The following is a 14,077-nucleotide window of genomic DNA, read 5'->3' as shown; positions in this document are numbered from 1 at the left end:
CTATGCGCATGTCGCAACTTATCGAACGTGCCCGTTACCTCCTTTCGGCCCATAACGCCCGCCAGTTGCCGCCCGATGGCGGTTTCGAGGTGGCTTTTGCCGGTCGCTCCAATGCGGGCAAGTCCAGCGCGCTCAATGCGCTGACCCGCCAGAACGCGCTGGCGCGGGTGTCCAAGACCCCCGGCCGCACCCAGCAGTTGGTGTTCTTCGAGATCCAGCCCGGGCGCTGCCTGGTGGATCTGCCCGGCTACGGCTACGCCAAGGTGCCGCACGATCTGCAGGCGCACTGGCAGGCTTTCATCGACAACTACTTCCGTACCCGCGATGCGTTGCGCGGGCTGGTGGTGGTGATGGATATCCGCCATCCGCTCAAGGAATACGACCTGCAGATGCTGGGCTACGCGGTCACGCGCGGGTTGCCGGCGCATGCGTTGCTGACCAAGGCCGACAAGCTTGGGCGGGGCCAGCAGGCGCAGGTGTTGCAGAAGGTGCGCAAGGAGCTGTCTTCGCATTTTGCCGATAGCGTCAGTGTGCAGGCGTATTCGGGGGAGTCGCGGCAGGGTGTGGATGAGCTGCGGAGTGTGGTGGGGGGGTGGTTGGGGTTGGATGCGCCGCCGGTTGAGTCTGAGGGTGGGCGTTCCTGAGGTTTTGGGTGGTTGGGTAAGCGTCTTCCATGCGCGCTCTCCATCGTCGTCCCCGCGAAGGTGGGGACCCAGTGCCTTCCACGCCATCTCTCTACCATTCCCCGTTATCTATCTGCCGTCATCCCCGCGAACGCGGGGATCCATGGACGTTGCTTGTTGGGTTTGACGTTGCGGCGACAGCAACGTCAACGGCAAAGGCCAAGGCCAAGGCCAAGGCTTTCGCTCCTTCGGAGCGAGTCACTTGTTCTTTGCTTGTGCAAAGAAAAGTAACCAAAAGAAAGCACACCCCGGCCTACGCGCCCTTCGCTTCGCTACGGGTTCGCGGAGCCGACGGGATTTTCTGACGCGGCATCCATGCCGCGTCAGAAAACGACGCACATCCATGTGCGTCGCCCCTGCGGGGTTTTTCCCGCCGTCTCCGCCGCTGCGGCAGGGGCCCCGGGTAAGTCAAAGTCCAAGGCAACAGCAAAATCACGAGCAACAGCAACAGCAACAGCAACAGCAACAGCAGATTGCGTTGCGGCTACGTTGGTGTCGTGGGTAATGGCGGACTCGATCGGTGCCCAAGAGAGCACGGCGAGATTCATCGCGGTGGCGCGATCACACCGTGGTATTGAACAGCCGGCCGATCTGGCTGGCGGCGATCATCGCAGCCGCACCCCAGAAGGTCACGCGCAATGCGCCGCGCCAGGGTGATGCACCACCCATGGTCGCGGCCCAGGCGCCGGTGATCGATAGTCCGACCAGCGTGGTGATCGTGGTCGTGATGGAGACGATGGTCGGGGGTGCCAGCAATGCGGTGGCCATCGGCAGGGCGGCGCCGCAGCAGAATGCGGTGGCCGAGGCCAATGCGGCCTGCAATGGCCGCGCCCGCAGTGCCTCGGACATGCCCAGTTCGTCGCGTGCATGCGCGGCGAGGGCGTCGTGGGCGGTGAGCTGTTCGGCGACCTGGCGTGCCAGTGCCGGGTCGAGTCCGCGCTGGCGGTAGATGCCCGCCAGTTCCTCCAGCTCGGTATGCGGGTCCTCGTGCAGCTCGCGTCGCTCGGTCGCCAGATCCGCCTGTTCGGTGTCGGCCTGCGACTGCACCGAAACATACTCGCCTGCCGCCATCGACATTGCGCCGGCGACGGTGGCGGCGATGCCCGCCGCGAGCACGGCATGGGCATCGCTGCCACTGGCGGCCACGCCGACCACCACGCCTGCCACCGAGACGATGCCGTCGTTGGCGCCCAGCACCGCCGCGCGCAACCAGCCGGCGCGATCTCCGCGATGGGATTCGCGATGGCGCTTGGCGTTGGGACGAGGCCTGGATTCCATGACGGCTCCTTGTGCGGACACGGCGATGTACGTCAGAACGAGGGGATGGACGGAAATCTGTAACCCTGTTGCCGCAACGTAGCGCGAATCGGCCACAGGCTATAGTGCGGCCCTTGCGGTGACAGCGGCCTGTCCCCACCTCGTTTCATCTTCAACCCAGCGAGTCCGCCCTTGTCGAGCCCCAGCCACGTCGCCGATACGCCGATCACTGACCGTCGCCAGCTCGTCGAGGTACTCGCTTCGGGCGAGAAGCCGGCGTCGCAGTGGCGCATCGGCACCGAACACGAGAAGTTCGGCTTCCGCCTGGACGACCTGCGCCCGCCGACATTCGACGGCGAGCGGGGCATCGAGGCCCTGCTCGAAGGATTGACGCGCTTCGGCTGGACGCCGGTGCAGGAGCAGGGGCGCACCATCGCGCTGCTTCGCGACGGTGCCTCGGTGACGCTGGAGCCGGCCGGCCAGCTGGAACTGTCTGGCGCGGCGCTGGAAGACATCCATCAGACCTGCGAGGAGACCGGCGAGCACCTGCGCGAAGTCAGCGAAGTGGCCGGCGAACTGCAACTGGGTTTCCTCGGCATGGGTTTCCAACCCAAGTGGAAGCGCGATGAGATGCCGTGGATGCCCAAGGGCCGCTACCGCATCATGCGCGAGTACATGCCCAAGGTCGGCTCGCTCGGCCTGGACATGATGACCCGCACCTGCACGGTGCAGGTCAATCTGGATTACGCCACCGAAGCGGACATGGTGAAGAAGTTCCGCGTGTCGCTGGCGTTGCAGCCGATCGCGACCGCGCTGTTCGCCGATTCGCCGTTCACCGAGGGCAAGCCCAACGGTTACCAGAGCTACCGCTCGCATATCTGGACCGACACCGATGCCGATCGCACCGGCATGCTCGATTTCGTGTTCGAGGATGGCTTCGGCTACGAGCGCTACGTCGATTACCTGCTCGACGTGCCGATGTACTTCTCCTATCGCGACGGCACCTACGTGGATGCCAGCGGGCAGAGCTTCCGCGATTTCCTCGACGGCAAGCTGCCGGCGCTGCCGGGTGCGTTGCCGACGCTGCGCGACTGGTCTGACCACACCACCACCGCGTTCCCGGAAGTGCGTCTGAAGAAGTATCTGGAGATGCGCGGCGCCGACGCCGGTCCGTGGGCGCGGTTGTGCGCGCTGCCGGCGTTCTGGGTCGGTCTGTTGTACGACGACGAGGCGCTCGATGCGGCCTGGGACCTGGTCAAGGACTTCTCGCTGGTCGAGCGCCATGCCCTGCGCGACGGCGTGCCGAAGCACGCGCTGAAGCTGCCGTTCCGCAACGCCACGGTGCGCGAACTGGCGCTGGAAGCAGTGAGGATCTCGCGCGAAGGACTACGTCGTCGCGCCCGTCGCAATGCCGACGGGCAGGACGAGACCGCGTTCCTAGACGTGCTGCAGGAGATCGCCGAGAGCGGCCTCACCCCGGCTGATCGCAAGCTGGCGCTGTTCGAGGGCCGCTGGAACGGCAGCGTTGATCCGGTGTTCCGCGAGTTTGCTTATTGAGAGCCGGGATTGGGGATTAGGGATTCGAGATTCGTAAAAGCCGGTTTCTGCAGTGGCCCAGCGCTTTTACGAATCCCCAATCCCCAATCCCGACATCCCTAGGCTTCGTGACACGGCAGTCGCACGCTCACGCGCAGGCCACCGCGGGGGCGGTTGTCCAGATTGATTTCGCCGCCGTGGGCCAGCGCGATGCTGTTGGCCACGGCCAGGCCCAGTCCGATGCCACCGGTATCACGGTTGCGTGAGCTTTCGCCGCGTACGAACGGCAGCAGCAGGTGCTCGCGCTGTTCCGGATCGATGCCGGGGCCGTCGTCGTCCACCCACAGCAGGCAGTGGGTGCCGTCGCGGTGCACCTGCACGCGCGCGCGCTTGCCGTACTTCAGTGCGTTTTCCACCAGATTGGTGATCATCCGGCGCAGCGCCAGCGGATCGCCGTCGACATCCACCGAGTCGCCGGGCAGCAGCCGGGTGTCCGAGCCGGTGTCGGCGAGGTTGTCGACCACGCTCTCGGCCAGCAACTGGAAATCGATGCGCGAGCGTTGGCCGCGGCGCGCATCGTTCTTGATGAAGTCCAGCGCCGCCGAGATCATCGCCTTCATCTCGTCGATGTCGCCGAGGGTCTTCTCGCGCAGCGTGTCCGGCGCGGCTTCCATGCGGAACGCCAGCCGCGCCAGCGGGGTACGCAGGTCATGGGCGATCGCCGCGACCATCTGGGTGCGTTCGTGGACCATCCGGTTCAGGCGGCCCTGCATCGCGTTGAACGAGTCGGCGGCCTGGACCAGTTCGGCCGGGCCGCTGCGTTCCAGCGGCGGGGCGTCCGGATTGCGGCCGAGCTGGTCGGCCGCCTCGGAGAAGCGCCGGATAGGCGCCGACAGTGCGCGCGAGAACCACCAGGCCAGCGGCAGCATCAACAGCAGCCCGCAGCAGAACAGCACGGCCATCTGGAACTTGAATGCGCCGGACAGCTGCCGGCCGGGCGCGGTGACCACGCGCCAATGGCCGTCGGGCTGTCGCACCGCAGCGGTGAAGCTGCTCAGCTGTGGCGAACCGGGCGCGAAGCCGGGCGCACGACCGCCGCGTCGCGGCTCGCCGAGGCTGCCGTCGTCATCGAACGGTAGTTGCAGGTCGGGCGGCAAGCCCTCCGGCAGTGCTGGCGGTGGGAGGTCGCCGCGCAGGCTGGTGCCGTTGTCCTCGCGATCGGGCGGGGCGGGAACGTCTGGCGGCCGGTTGTTCTCGCGGAAGTTCAAGTTCTGCGGTGGCCCGAAGGCTTCCTGCTTGCCCTCGCGATAAAAGCGCACGCGGTCGACATCCACATCCATCCAGCGCGCCATCAGCCGCTCGATGAAGCGATCGCGATGATGCCCTTCCGGCACGGCCGGTACGGTCGCGACGGTGCTGACCTTCAGGTCGGCATTGGCCGCCGGCATCTGCGTGCTGAGCAACGCGATGATCTCCGGTGGGTGCACCGGAGTGTCGAACATCGGCGTGCGCATCAGAATCAGCCCCAAGCCGACGCCTTGCGCCAGCAACAGGGCAGCCGCCAGCACCACGAAGGTGCGGGCGAAGATCGACAGCCGACGACGCGGCTGCGGCAGGATCATAGTCGGGTGACGGGCGGCAGCAGCATGTAGCCTTCGTTGCGGACCGTGCGGATCAGCTCAGTGTGCACGCGCTCGTTGACCTTGCGGCGCAGACGGCTGATCTGGCTGTCGATGGCGCGATCGTAGACGTCGGTATCGCGGCCGCGCGAGTAGTCGAGCAACTGGTCGCGGCTGAGCACGCGCTGCGGGTGCTCCACGAAGGTGCGCAGCAGCGCGAACTCGCCATCGGACAGGTTGATGAACACGCCGGTCGGGTCGCGCAGGTCACGACGGACCAGGTCCAGCCGCCAGCCGGCGAACTCATAGACATTGCCGCGGGTTTCGGACATCTCGGCATTGGCATGGCTGCGCCGCAGCAGGGCACGCACGCGCGCCAGCAGTTCACGCGGGTTGCAGGGCTTGCTGAGATAATCGTCGGCACCGACTTCCAGGCCGATGATGCGGTCGGTGTCGTCGCCCAGGGCGCTGAGCATGATCACCGCCGGCGAGCCACGCTCGCTGGCCAGTGCACGGGCGGCGCTGAGGCCGTCCTCGCCAGGCATCATCACATCGAGGATGATCAGGTCCGGGCGGCGCTGGGCCATCAGTCGGCGCATTTCCGGCACGCTCTCGGCGGCTTGTACGTAGTAGCCATGCTCGCCAAGGAAATCGCTGATGAGCCGGCGCAGATCGGGATCGTCGTCAACTACAAGCACGGAAGATTGAGATTGCATGTCCATAATCTGTCCAAGGATGTCTCTGGCGCCCTCCCGGCCGGCAACGATTGTCCGATTGGGCTACAGGGCTGGAGTCCGCATCATACGAACGGGCCTTGTCAACGAATGACATATTCGTGCCAGTAGTTGCAATGTGTCAGGCAAGCCGGCGCCACCGGTTTGTGAGATTCTGTAGACTCCATCCCAATAACCGTCGGCAATACAATGACTTCCCCCGAAATCAGGCTGATCAGCCGCGACAACGGCGTTGGATTGACCCGCGACTTGGCGTTGATGGCCGACGTGCTGCGTGCGGCGGGGATGAACGTCGAGCAAATAGGCTTCGGAAGTACCGGCATGCGGACTCGTTTTCGCACCGCTGGCCTGTGGGCTTCACGCCTCCTGCACGGCAAGGTGCCGGTGCAGATATTCTCCGAACGCGTTTATACGCAATGCCTGCCGTTGGCCAGCCGCAATCTGCTGGTGCCCAATCCGGAATGGCTGCTGCCGAAGTGGCTGCCGCTGTTGCCGCGGTTCGAGGCGGTGCTGTGCAAGACCCATCATGCCGAGCGGATTTTCCGCGCGCTGGGGTGCCGCACGCGCTTCATCGGCTTCACCAGCGAAGACCGCCACGACGCCCGCGTGACGCGCCGGCGCGCGTTCTTCCATCTGGCCGGGCGCAGCTCCGCCAAGGGTACGCAGGTGGTGCTGGAAGCCTGGCGACGTCATCCGGAATGGCCGTTGCTGACCGTGGTGCAGAACCCACGCAAGGCCCGCGAGCGGGTGCAGGCGCCGAACATCGACCATCGGCTCGAATATCTGGAAGACGCGCAGCTGCGCGAGTTGCAGAACGCGCACCAGTTCCATCTGTGTCCCTCCGAGACCGAGGGTTTCGGCCATTACCTGATGGAGGCGATGAGTGTGGGCGCGGTGACGCTGACCACCGATGCCGAGCCGATGAACGAGCTGGTCACCGCCGAGCGCGGCGTGCTGATTCCGCCGGTGTCGTCGCGTCGTCGTCAGCTGGCGTCCTATTACTACGTGGACGTGGCCGCCATCGAGACGGCGGTGGAGCAGGTGCTGGCGCTGCCGGAGACGCAGCTGGCCGAGCTTTCGGCGCGGGCACGTGAGTATTTCGTGCTCAATGATCAGGCGTTCTCGGCGCGCTTCTGTCAGGCGGTGATGCCGCATATGGCGGAGGAGGATGCGCAGGCGTTGGCTGTGCGGCCGGCTGGGGTGGTTGAGGGTTTGGGCGGTGTTGACGTTTCGCGTCTTTGAGCGCGGGTGATTTGAGGTCCTTGTAGAGCATACGGCTGTGCCTGCATCCCTTTAGGGGCGTTGCTTCGCTGCTTTTCGCGAGTTTTGTTTGTCGTTATCCCTGCGAAGTGCTTTTCAGCAACAGGGCTGCTTCACAACGGCCGAATGGCTGGTAATGGCTGATCAGGCGGGGACTCGGTGCCTCCCGCGCCATCTCTCCATCGTCGTCCCCGCGCAGGGGGGGGGCAGTGACTTCCGCGCGATCTCTCTACCGTCATCCCCGCGAAGGCGGGGGCGAACCGCCACGGCTTGCGAGCCACTGGCTCGCGTGGTGCTGAGCACCGTCGGGCTATGCCCGATGGCCGGGAATCGAAGATCCATGGACGTTGCTTGTTGGGTTTGACGTTGCAGTGACAGTAAATGCAACTGCAACTGCAAAGGCTTTCGCTCCTTCGGAGCGAGTTACCTTTCTTTGCTCGTGCAAAGAAACGTAACCCAAAGAAACACGCCCCAGTCCTCGCGCCCTACGCTGCGCTACGGGTTCACTCCGCCAACGGGATTTTCTGACGCGGCATCCATGCCGCGGCAGAAAACGACGTGCATCCATGCACGTCGCCCTTCGGGTTTTTCCCGCTGGCTCCGTCGCTGCGGATGGGGGGCCGGGAAAGTCCAAGTCCAAGGCAACTGCAAAGACAAAATCGCGAGCAACGGCAACGGCAACGGCAACGGCAACAGCAACGGCCACAGCAACGGCCACAGCCACAGCCACAGCCGTGGTCCGTTTTGACTGTCTGGCGTTCTCAATGCCGGTATGTGGCGGCAGCTGGCGTGAGGTCGTCGGGTTGTGACGTCGTTATCGATCGGGAGGGTTGTGGCGGGGGCTGGCGACATACCCACGGCAAAGGGGGGCGGGATCATGGCGGGGTGAGGTCATGGTTCCGCGGAGTGTTGGGGACGACCGGTTCCGCGGTCGGGATATACAGGATGTCTACGGAGAATCTGAAGATGAAGATCGCAAAGCTATGCAGGCCCGTTGCTTCGGCGGGCGTGCTGGTACTGGGAATGGCCTTGGGCGGATGTGCGACAACCTGCGGGCTGGGCCCGGGCGTCGCAGCGGGTCCGCCGCCGCCGCCGCGCGGGGGCCCGATGCCGCCGATGGGGGGCCGGCCTGGTCCCTCTTTCCATGAAGCCATGCAGGCCTGCGCGCCGATGCGCGGCGATATGCCTGGAATGCCTGGTGCGGGTGGTCCGCCGGGTGATGGCCCGGGTCCTGGTCGCGGGGATTGGGACATGTGCCTGCAGGCGCATGGCTTCGAGCACCCGATGGGTCCGCCGCCGCCGGGCATGCATCATGGTCCGGGAGGCCCGGGTTTGCGGCCGCCGCGTGATCCCGCCTTCGCCACGGCCTTCAAGACCTGTGCGGCCGAGCAGGGTGTGCAGTCGCCGGAGCCGGGCGAAAAGCCGACCGCATCTGCCAACTCCGCCAAGCCACCGTTCGAGGCACTCGATCGCGACAAGCTCGACACCTGCATGAGCAGCAAGGGCTTCAAGCGCCCCGGGCCCGGACGCGACGACCGGCGTCCGGTCGCGCCCTGATCTGTGACGGGATGGTCTGCTGAGGCCATCCCGTGCGGTTTTGAGTTCCCGGTGCTATCCGGGAGCAGATACCTGGCTCCGTTCGGAGCCGGGTGAAGCGGCGAGTCAAGATCTCAGAGCACACTGAAAAGAATGGGGCTACCTGACCCCGATTTTCTTCATGCCTGGGTCAAATTATCGTGCGTTGTTCGACTTGCAAGCACGCACCAGAATCTGCCGAAAGTCAGATAGTGGAGTGTGCGAAATGTCGCTCGGTCATCAGTTTTCCAAGGGGCTACGAGCGGTTGCTGCGTCGCTGGCGTCGGTAATGGCAGCGCGTGCTGCAGGGCGTCGGGCTTCTCGATACGTCCCTGTCGGTCCGGCTCCGCGCTGCGCGACGCCGAACCTCAAGGTCTGCATGAAGCACGGGATGGTTGCCGTGCTGCTTCTGCTGCCGCCGACGCTTTGTATGGCGGGAGAGACGGGTTCCGAACCCCTCCTCAACCGTCAAAACCGTCCTTGGCAGCCAGAACCACCGGCGAAGCAGATTCCGTTGTGGCCGGAGCAACTGAAGATTGCGCCGCCGGTGACCCCCGGTTCCGAGAGTTTTGGTATTGGACGGGGCAACGTGGCGGGGAAGACGGTCGCGATCGTCGAGCACGTCTCGCGGCCGACGATGACGATCTATCGTCCGAGTGCCGCCAATACGGGTGCAGCCATGGTCGTGTTCCCCGGTGGTGGCTACCGGATACTGGCGATGGACTTGGAAGGCACCGAGGTTTGCGACTGGCTCGTTGCCAAAGGCATAACGTGCGTGCTTCTGAAGTACCGCGTGCCTGGCTCCGGCGAGTACTGGGCAGATGAATGCAACTGCCGCAGGGTGCCGAAGGTTCCGATGGCACTTCAGGACGCGCAAAGAGCCATTCGTCTGCTGCGTGCGCAGGCGAGTGCTCTCGGGATCGATCCGCACAGGATCGGGGTCATCGGCTTTTCCGCAGGCGGTCGCATGGTGGCGGATGTCAGCAACACGCCGGGACTTTCATACAAGGCGATCGATGCCGCGGACCATCAGAGCGGCGTGCCTGATTTTGCGGTTGCGCTTTACCCGGGTCATCTATGGGAGGCGGAGAAACCGGGCTTGACCTTGAATCCCACGCTGACGATCGATGCACATTGCCCGCCGACCATGATCATCCAGGCCGGCAATGATCCGACCGATGATGTTCGCAATTCGCTTACCTACTACCTGGCGCTTCAGCGCGCCAAGGTTCCGGTGGAGCTGCATCTGTATGCCGAGGGCGGGCATGCCTTCGGGCTGAGGCCATCTTCGAATCCGGTGACGGAATGGCCAAGCTTGGTCGAGAGATGGCTTCGCACGATCAAGGTTCTGCCATCCCGGAGCTGAGTCTGTTTTCTCCCGAAAGCAGGTACTCCGCCTATCTTGCCTGTTCGGCCAGACTCGGCAGCAGCCCCTGAGTTTGTGCCTGTATATGGGCGAGCCTCGAGAGGCGCTGATGTCTCCATATGCTTCAAGGGCAGGTCCGGACCGCCCTTTGGCGTGATCTTCGGCAACCGAAGGGCGGGTCATCGCCGCCAGGGCCCCGTTTGACTGGGCCCCAGTCCGTCGCGTCGAGCGTGTCCCATCCACGGCGGTACGTGGAAAATTCTGTAGATGAGACTCAATCTCATGTAGAGTCTGGCCCCCGGTTTGTTTCCTCCAGGGCAGGGCGCCGGCCCTGTCCGTCACCGTATGTCGGCCAAAAAGGGGCGTCTTCTTGTTCCGGAATTCCATTCGCGCATCGGCGCCGCGTTACTCCGCGCTCTACCTCGGACTGCTGGTTGCTTCGTTCGGCGCGAAATCGCAGGAGGTTGTGGACACGCCGGCGACAGTGCCCGAGACGGCTGACGTGGGAGCGCAATCCTCGACCACCGGTGCCAAGCAATTGGATACCGTCCAGGTGAAGGGCGAACGCTCCAACCTCAACCTCGATCAGGAGGCTGCCGTGGGTGCGCTGGGGACGAAGAGCCTGCTGAACACCCCGTTCTCGGTGACGGTGGTCACCAGCGAAGATATCGCCAAGCGTCAGGCCACGACCTTGGGGCAGATATTCATCAACGATCCCTCGGTGTTTGCGGCTGAGCCCGCGGCAAGCACCAACTGGTGGGGGACGCAGATTCGCGGAATTCTCGTCCAGAACCATTATGTGGACGGCGTGCCGATGCTGATGGAATGGGGCGGCCAGTTCCCGCTGGAGGCCGTGGAGTCCGTCCAGGCTCTCAAAGGCCTGGGGGGCTTCATGTACGGCTTCGGATCGCCGGGCGGCATCATCAGCTATCAGACCAAGCGGCCTACCGACGAATCGCTGTTGACGACCACGTTCGGTTACCGCAATGACAGCGTCTTCTCGACAGCGGTGGATGCTGGCGGACGCTTGAACGGCCCGGATTCCCTCGGCTATCGGCTCAACGCCGCGGTCGAGAAGGGCGACGCCTACAACGGCTCCGGCATCGACCGGAAGGTGCTTTCACTGGCGGTCGATCAGCCGATCGGAGAGCGCCTGATCTGGCGCGCCGAGATCATTCACGAGAACAGCACGCTCAGGCACGAACCGCTGTTCTTCTACTGGGACTCGTACGAAGGCGACCGCCTTCCCCGTCCCACCTACGATTACGCAAACGTCAGGGTGCGTAACTCGTACTACAAGTCCGAGACACTCCACACCACTACAGGCCTGACCTGGCGCATCAGCGATGGGTGGAGCGCGGACCTGACGGCGGGAGAGAGTCGCAGGGAGCATTACTCCAACAAGATGTTCGCCAACCTGCTGAACGAGGCGGGTGACTATGCGGGGTATGTCTACAACTTCGCTGGCGTCATGCGCAGCAGTGTCGCTCAGCTCGTGGTTTCGGGTAGCGCCACGACCGGGCCGGTTGAGCACGATCTGGTGTTCGGCACGTCCTTCCAGCGAACGTGGGACCAGTGGGGCAACGAGTCGTACTGGAGCCAGGACTTCGATGGCAACCTCTATCAGCGCCAGACCTTCCTGTCGACGCATACGCCGGACTTCAGCCTGGCGGCAGTGAGCGCCGATCTGAGGCAAAAGGCGTTCTTCGTAAGCGACACCCTGCATTTCGGCGAGCAATGGCAAGCCATTCTGGGTGCGCGTCACGTGGATTACGAACAGCGGGATCTGGACGGTGATCCGGACGTCAACAGCCGTTACGCGACCTCCGTCACCACGCCTACGGTCGCGGTGATCTACAAGCCCGTGGACGATGTTTCGATCTACGGGAGTTATGTGGAGTCGCTGGAGCCGGGTACTCGGGTCGCCACCGATGCCAGTCCTGCCTATGCCAATGCCGGTGAGGTCATGGATCCGACGGTGAGCAAGCAATACGAGATCGGCGCGAAGTACCAGGCCGGCAGATTCGGTCTGACCGCCGCCGCCTTCAGGGTGGAGCGGGCCGCGCAGATCGATGAAATGCGCGACGGTCTGCGCTACCTGACCCAGGATGGCCTGACGCTGTATCGAGGGCTGGAAGTCATCGGCAGCCTGGGCGTCACCGACAACCTCGACGTGGGTCTGGGTGGGCTTTGGTTGGATGCGAGCCTGGAGGATCTATCACCCGGGAACTCGGCGCTTGAAGGCAACCGCCCCGCCGGCGCCTCGCGCAGGCAGACCCTGGCCAACTTCGAATACCGGCCCTCGGCCGTGAGTGGTCTGAGCCTGCATGGCAATGTCCGCTATTCCGGCAATGCCTACTATGAGGACCAGAACCGCGTGCTCATTCCCGGTCACACGGTCGTGGGAATGGGCTTCCAGTACCGCATGACGCTCGCCGGCCACGCCGCCGCCGTGACCGGAAACATCAACAATCTGTTCAACCAGAAATACTGGAACACGGACACGTTGGGCGAGGCGATCAATGGGGCACTGGACCTGCGCATAAACTGGTAGTGAGACCCGGCATTCGCTATGGAGTTGCGATCAGTGATCCGGTGGGATCATCCGTCGGCGCTGGATCAGTGAATCGGCTTTACCAAAAAAGATGATGCTGGAGCGTGTTATGCATTTTTTCATGAGTGCATAACACGCTCTAGGGGCGCTATCGGCCAGCCTTGCGTGGAGGCAAGGCCGATTCAGCGCAAAGGCGCGTGCTGCAATGGCCTGTAGAACTCGAAGATCTGTGGAATGAACCTCTGCGGATTCGCTCCGGCGAGATTGGTCAACATCACGATGGCCAATCCGTCATCCGGATAGACGATGAATGCAGCGCGGGCACCACCAATCCCCGCCACTTGCCGATTCGGGGTCGTCTGCAGTACCGGCCAGCCGGCGGCCCATTCCCCCATCGGCGCCACTGTTCAATTTTTCCGGCGTCCACATGCTCCGGACATCATCCTTGCTGATCAGCCGCCCGTTCGACAGCGCGATGAGCCAACGCGACAACTCGTCCGCCGTGGTCTGGATGCCACCCCCTGCCCACAGGCTGTAGGGCATGTCGTAGACCCAGTGGGACAAACGGTTACCGTCGTTCTCCGCCAAGGTTCCGCGTGGTGAGTAGCTGTAGATCGTCGCCGCGTTGGGAACAAGGTCGTAGCTGTCGCCGAACGTGGTCAACGGCATGTCCGCCACGGCGAATTGATGGTCCGCCAGATACCGTTCGTAGGGCGTCTTCGTCTGCTTGACGATGATCTGCGCCAATAAGCCGTAGTTGGTCTGGTTATAGGCAAATCTGTCGCCGACGGGCGCGTCCATGGGAAGCTTCTTGACTGCCTTCCAGGCTTCCAGCTCAGTCCCTCCTCCGATCAGGCCGTGCTGGTCGACGATGTCGGGAAGACCGGACGTGTGCCCGAGAAGTTGGCGGATGTGGATCCCCCGCCAGGCAGCGGGCAGGTCGTCCAGGTAGCGGGAGGCCGGGGCGTCGAGATCCACCAGTCCTGCCTCGACCAGTTGCATCATGGCAACGCCCGTGAATGACTTGGTTGCGGAGTTGATGGGGAACAGCGTCTTGCCCGTGACCGGCACGTGGTTCTCGACGTTGGCGAAACCATAGCTCTCGGACAGTACAACCTGGCCGTCCTTGATGACGGCAACCTGCAGGCCAGGTATCCGCTGCTGCTTCATGGTCTGCTGCACGAATTGCCTGGTCAGTCCGTTGGCTTCCTGCAACGTATCGGCAGCGACCGCAAGGCAAGGGAATGACATCAGGACCGCAGCAATGACGGCGGTGACGCGGTACTTTCCGGACAGCATGCAATTCCCTTGGCGAACTCGCCGATGATGTGATGTTCAAGACCCTGGCCGGGTGATCTCGTATCCAGCCCCCTGGGTGCAATGTACTGAACTACTCAGGAGTTTAAGGCGAGCATGGCCATGCCATAGCGGGATCGGCACGAATGGTGATTGTCCACAATGGGTCGAGAGCAAACCTTGCAGGAACATCCGAA

General features: G+C 63.7%; 10 protein-coding genes. 6 read left to right on the top strand and 4 right to left on the bottom strand.

The annotated features are described in order from the left end of the window. Nucleotides 1-8: 8 nt before the first annotated feature. Nucleotides 9-644 carry a ribosome biogenesis GTP-binding protein YihA/YsxC gene (gene yihA / locus AC3WJE_RS14405; RefSeq protein WP_493731500.1) on the top strand — a complete coding sequence of 212 codons (636 nt, stop codon included), beginning with the start codon at nucleotides 9-11 and terminating at the stop codon, nucleotides 642-644. A 600-nt stretch (nucleotides 645-1,244) separates the two neighbouring features. On the opposite strand, the gene AC3WJE_RS14400 is transcribed toward yihA, so the two are convergent. Next, a complete protein-coding gene (locus AC3WJE_RS14400) occupies nucleotides 1,245-1,961 on the bottom strand; it encodes a VIT1/CCC1 transporter family protein (RefSeq protein ID WP_493731499.1) in 717 nt (238 codons plus the stop codon). 171 nt (nucleotides 1,962-2,132) lie between these two features. On the opposite strand from AC3WJE_RS14400, the gene AC3WJE_RS14395 reads away from it, so the two are divergent. Further along, the gene (locus AC3WJE_RS14395; protein ID WP_493731498.1) at nucleotides 2,133-3,497 is read left to right on the top strand and encodes a glutamate--cysteine ligase; all 1,365 of its coding nucleotides are present in this window, start codon (nucleotides 2,133-2,135) and stop codon (nucleotides 3,495-3,497) included. Nucleotides 3,498-3,595: 98 nt separating this feature from the next. On the opposite strand, the gene AC3WJE_RS14390 is transcribed toward AC3WJE_RS14395, so the two are convergent. Then, complete coding sequence (locus AC3WJE_RS14390; protein ID WP_493731497.1) at nucleotides 3,596-5,098, bottom strand: ATP-binding protein; 1,503 nt, start codon at nucleotides 5,096-5,098, stop codon at nucleotides 3,596-3,598. Continuing rightward, nucleotides 5,095-5,817, bottom strand: a complete 723-nt coding sequence (locus AC3WJE_RS14385; protein WP_493731496.1) for a response regulator — start codon at nucleotides 5,815-5,817, stop codon at nucleotides 5,095-5,097. The genes AC3WJE_RS14390 and AC3WJE_RS14385 overlap by 4 nt, the downstream gene beginning before the upstream one ends. Before the next feature lie 201 nt (nucleotides 5,818-6,018). Here AC3WJE_RS14385 and AC3WJE_RS14380 point away from each other — a divergent pair, with 201 nt between their 5' ends. The 4 genes from AC3WJE_RS14380 to AC3WJE_RS14365 all read left to right on the top strand — a co-directional run bounded on the left by AC3WJE_RS14380 (nucleotide 6,019) and on the right by AC3WJE_RS14365 (nucleotide 12,584). Continuing rightward, complete coding sequence (locus tag AC3WJE_RS14380; RefSeq protein ID WP_493731495.1) at nucleotides 6,019-7,071, top strand: glycosyltransferase; 1,053 nt, start codon at nucleotides 6,019-6,021, stop codon at nucleotides 7,069-7,071. Nucleotides 7,072-8,340: 1,269 nt separating this feature from the next. After that, nucleotides 8,341-8,646, top strand: coding sequence for a hypothetical protein (locus AC3WJE_RS14375; RefSeq protein ID WP_493731494.1), 306 nt, complete (start codon nucleotides 8,341-8,343; stop codon nucleotides 8,644-8,646). Between the two features lie 244 nt (nucleotides 8,647-8,890). Next, the gene (locus AC3WJE_RS14370) at nucleotides 8,891-10,030 is read left to right on the top strand and encodes an alpha/beta hydrolase (RefSeq protein ID WP_493731493.1); all 1,140 of its coding nucleotides are present in this window, start codon (nucleotides 8,891-8,893) and stop codon (nucleotides 10,028-10,030) included. A gap of 370 nt (nucleotides 10,031-10,400) precedes the next feature. Further along, complete coding sequence (locus tag AC3WJE_RS14365; RefSeq protein ID WP_493731492.1) at nucleotides 10,401-12,584, top strand: TonB-dependent siderophore receptor; 2,184 nt, start codon at nucleotides 10,401-10,403, stop codon at nucleotides 12,582-12,584. A gap of 291 nt (nucleotides 12,585-12,875) precedes the next feature. On the opposite strand, the gene AC3WJE_RS14360 is transcribed toward AC3WJE_RS14365, so the two are convergent. Next, nucleotides 12,876-13,883 carry a serine hydrolase domain-containing protein gene (locus AC3WJE_RS14360; protein WP_493731491.1) on the bottom strand — a complete coding sequence of 336 codons (1,008 nt, stop codon included), beginning with the start codon at nucleotides 13,881-13,883 and terminating at the stop codon, nucleotides 12,876-12,878. Nucleotides 13,884-14,077: the final 194 nt, after the last annotated feature.

The sequence above is a fragment of the Pseudomonas sp. GW821-FHT07E12 genome (assembly GCF_058986605.1).
The sequence above is the reverse complement of the archived record's forward strand: the minus strand, read 5'-3'. Positions and strand labels throughout refer to the sequence as shown.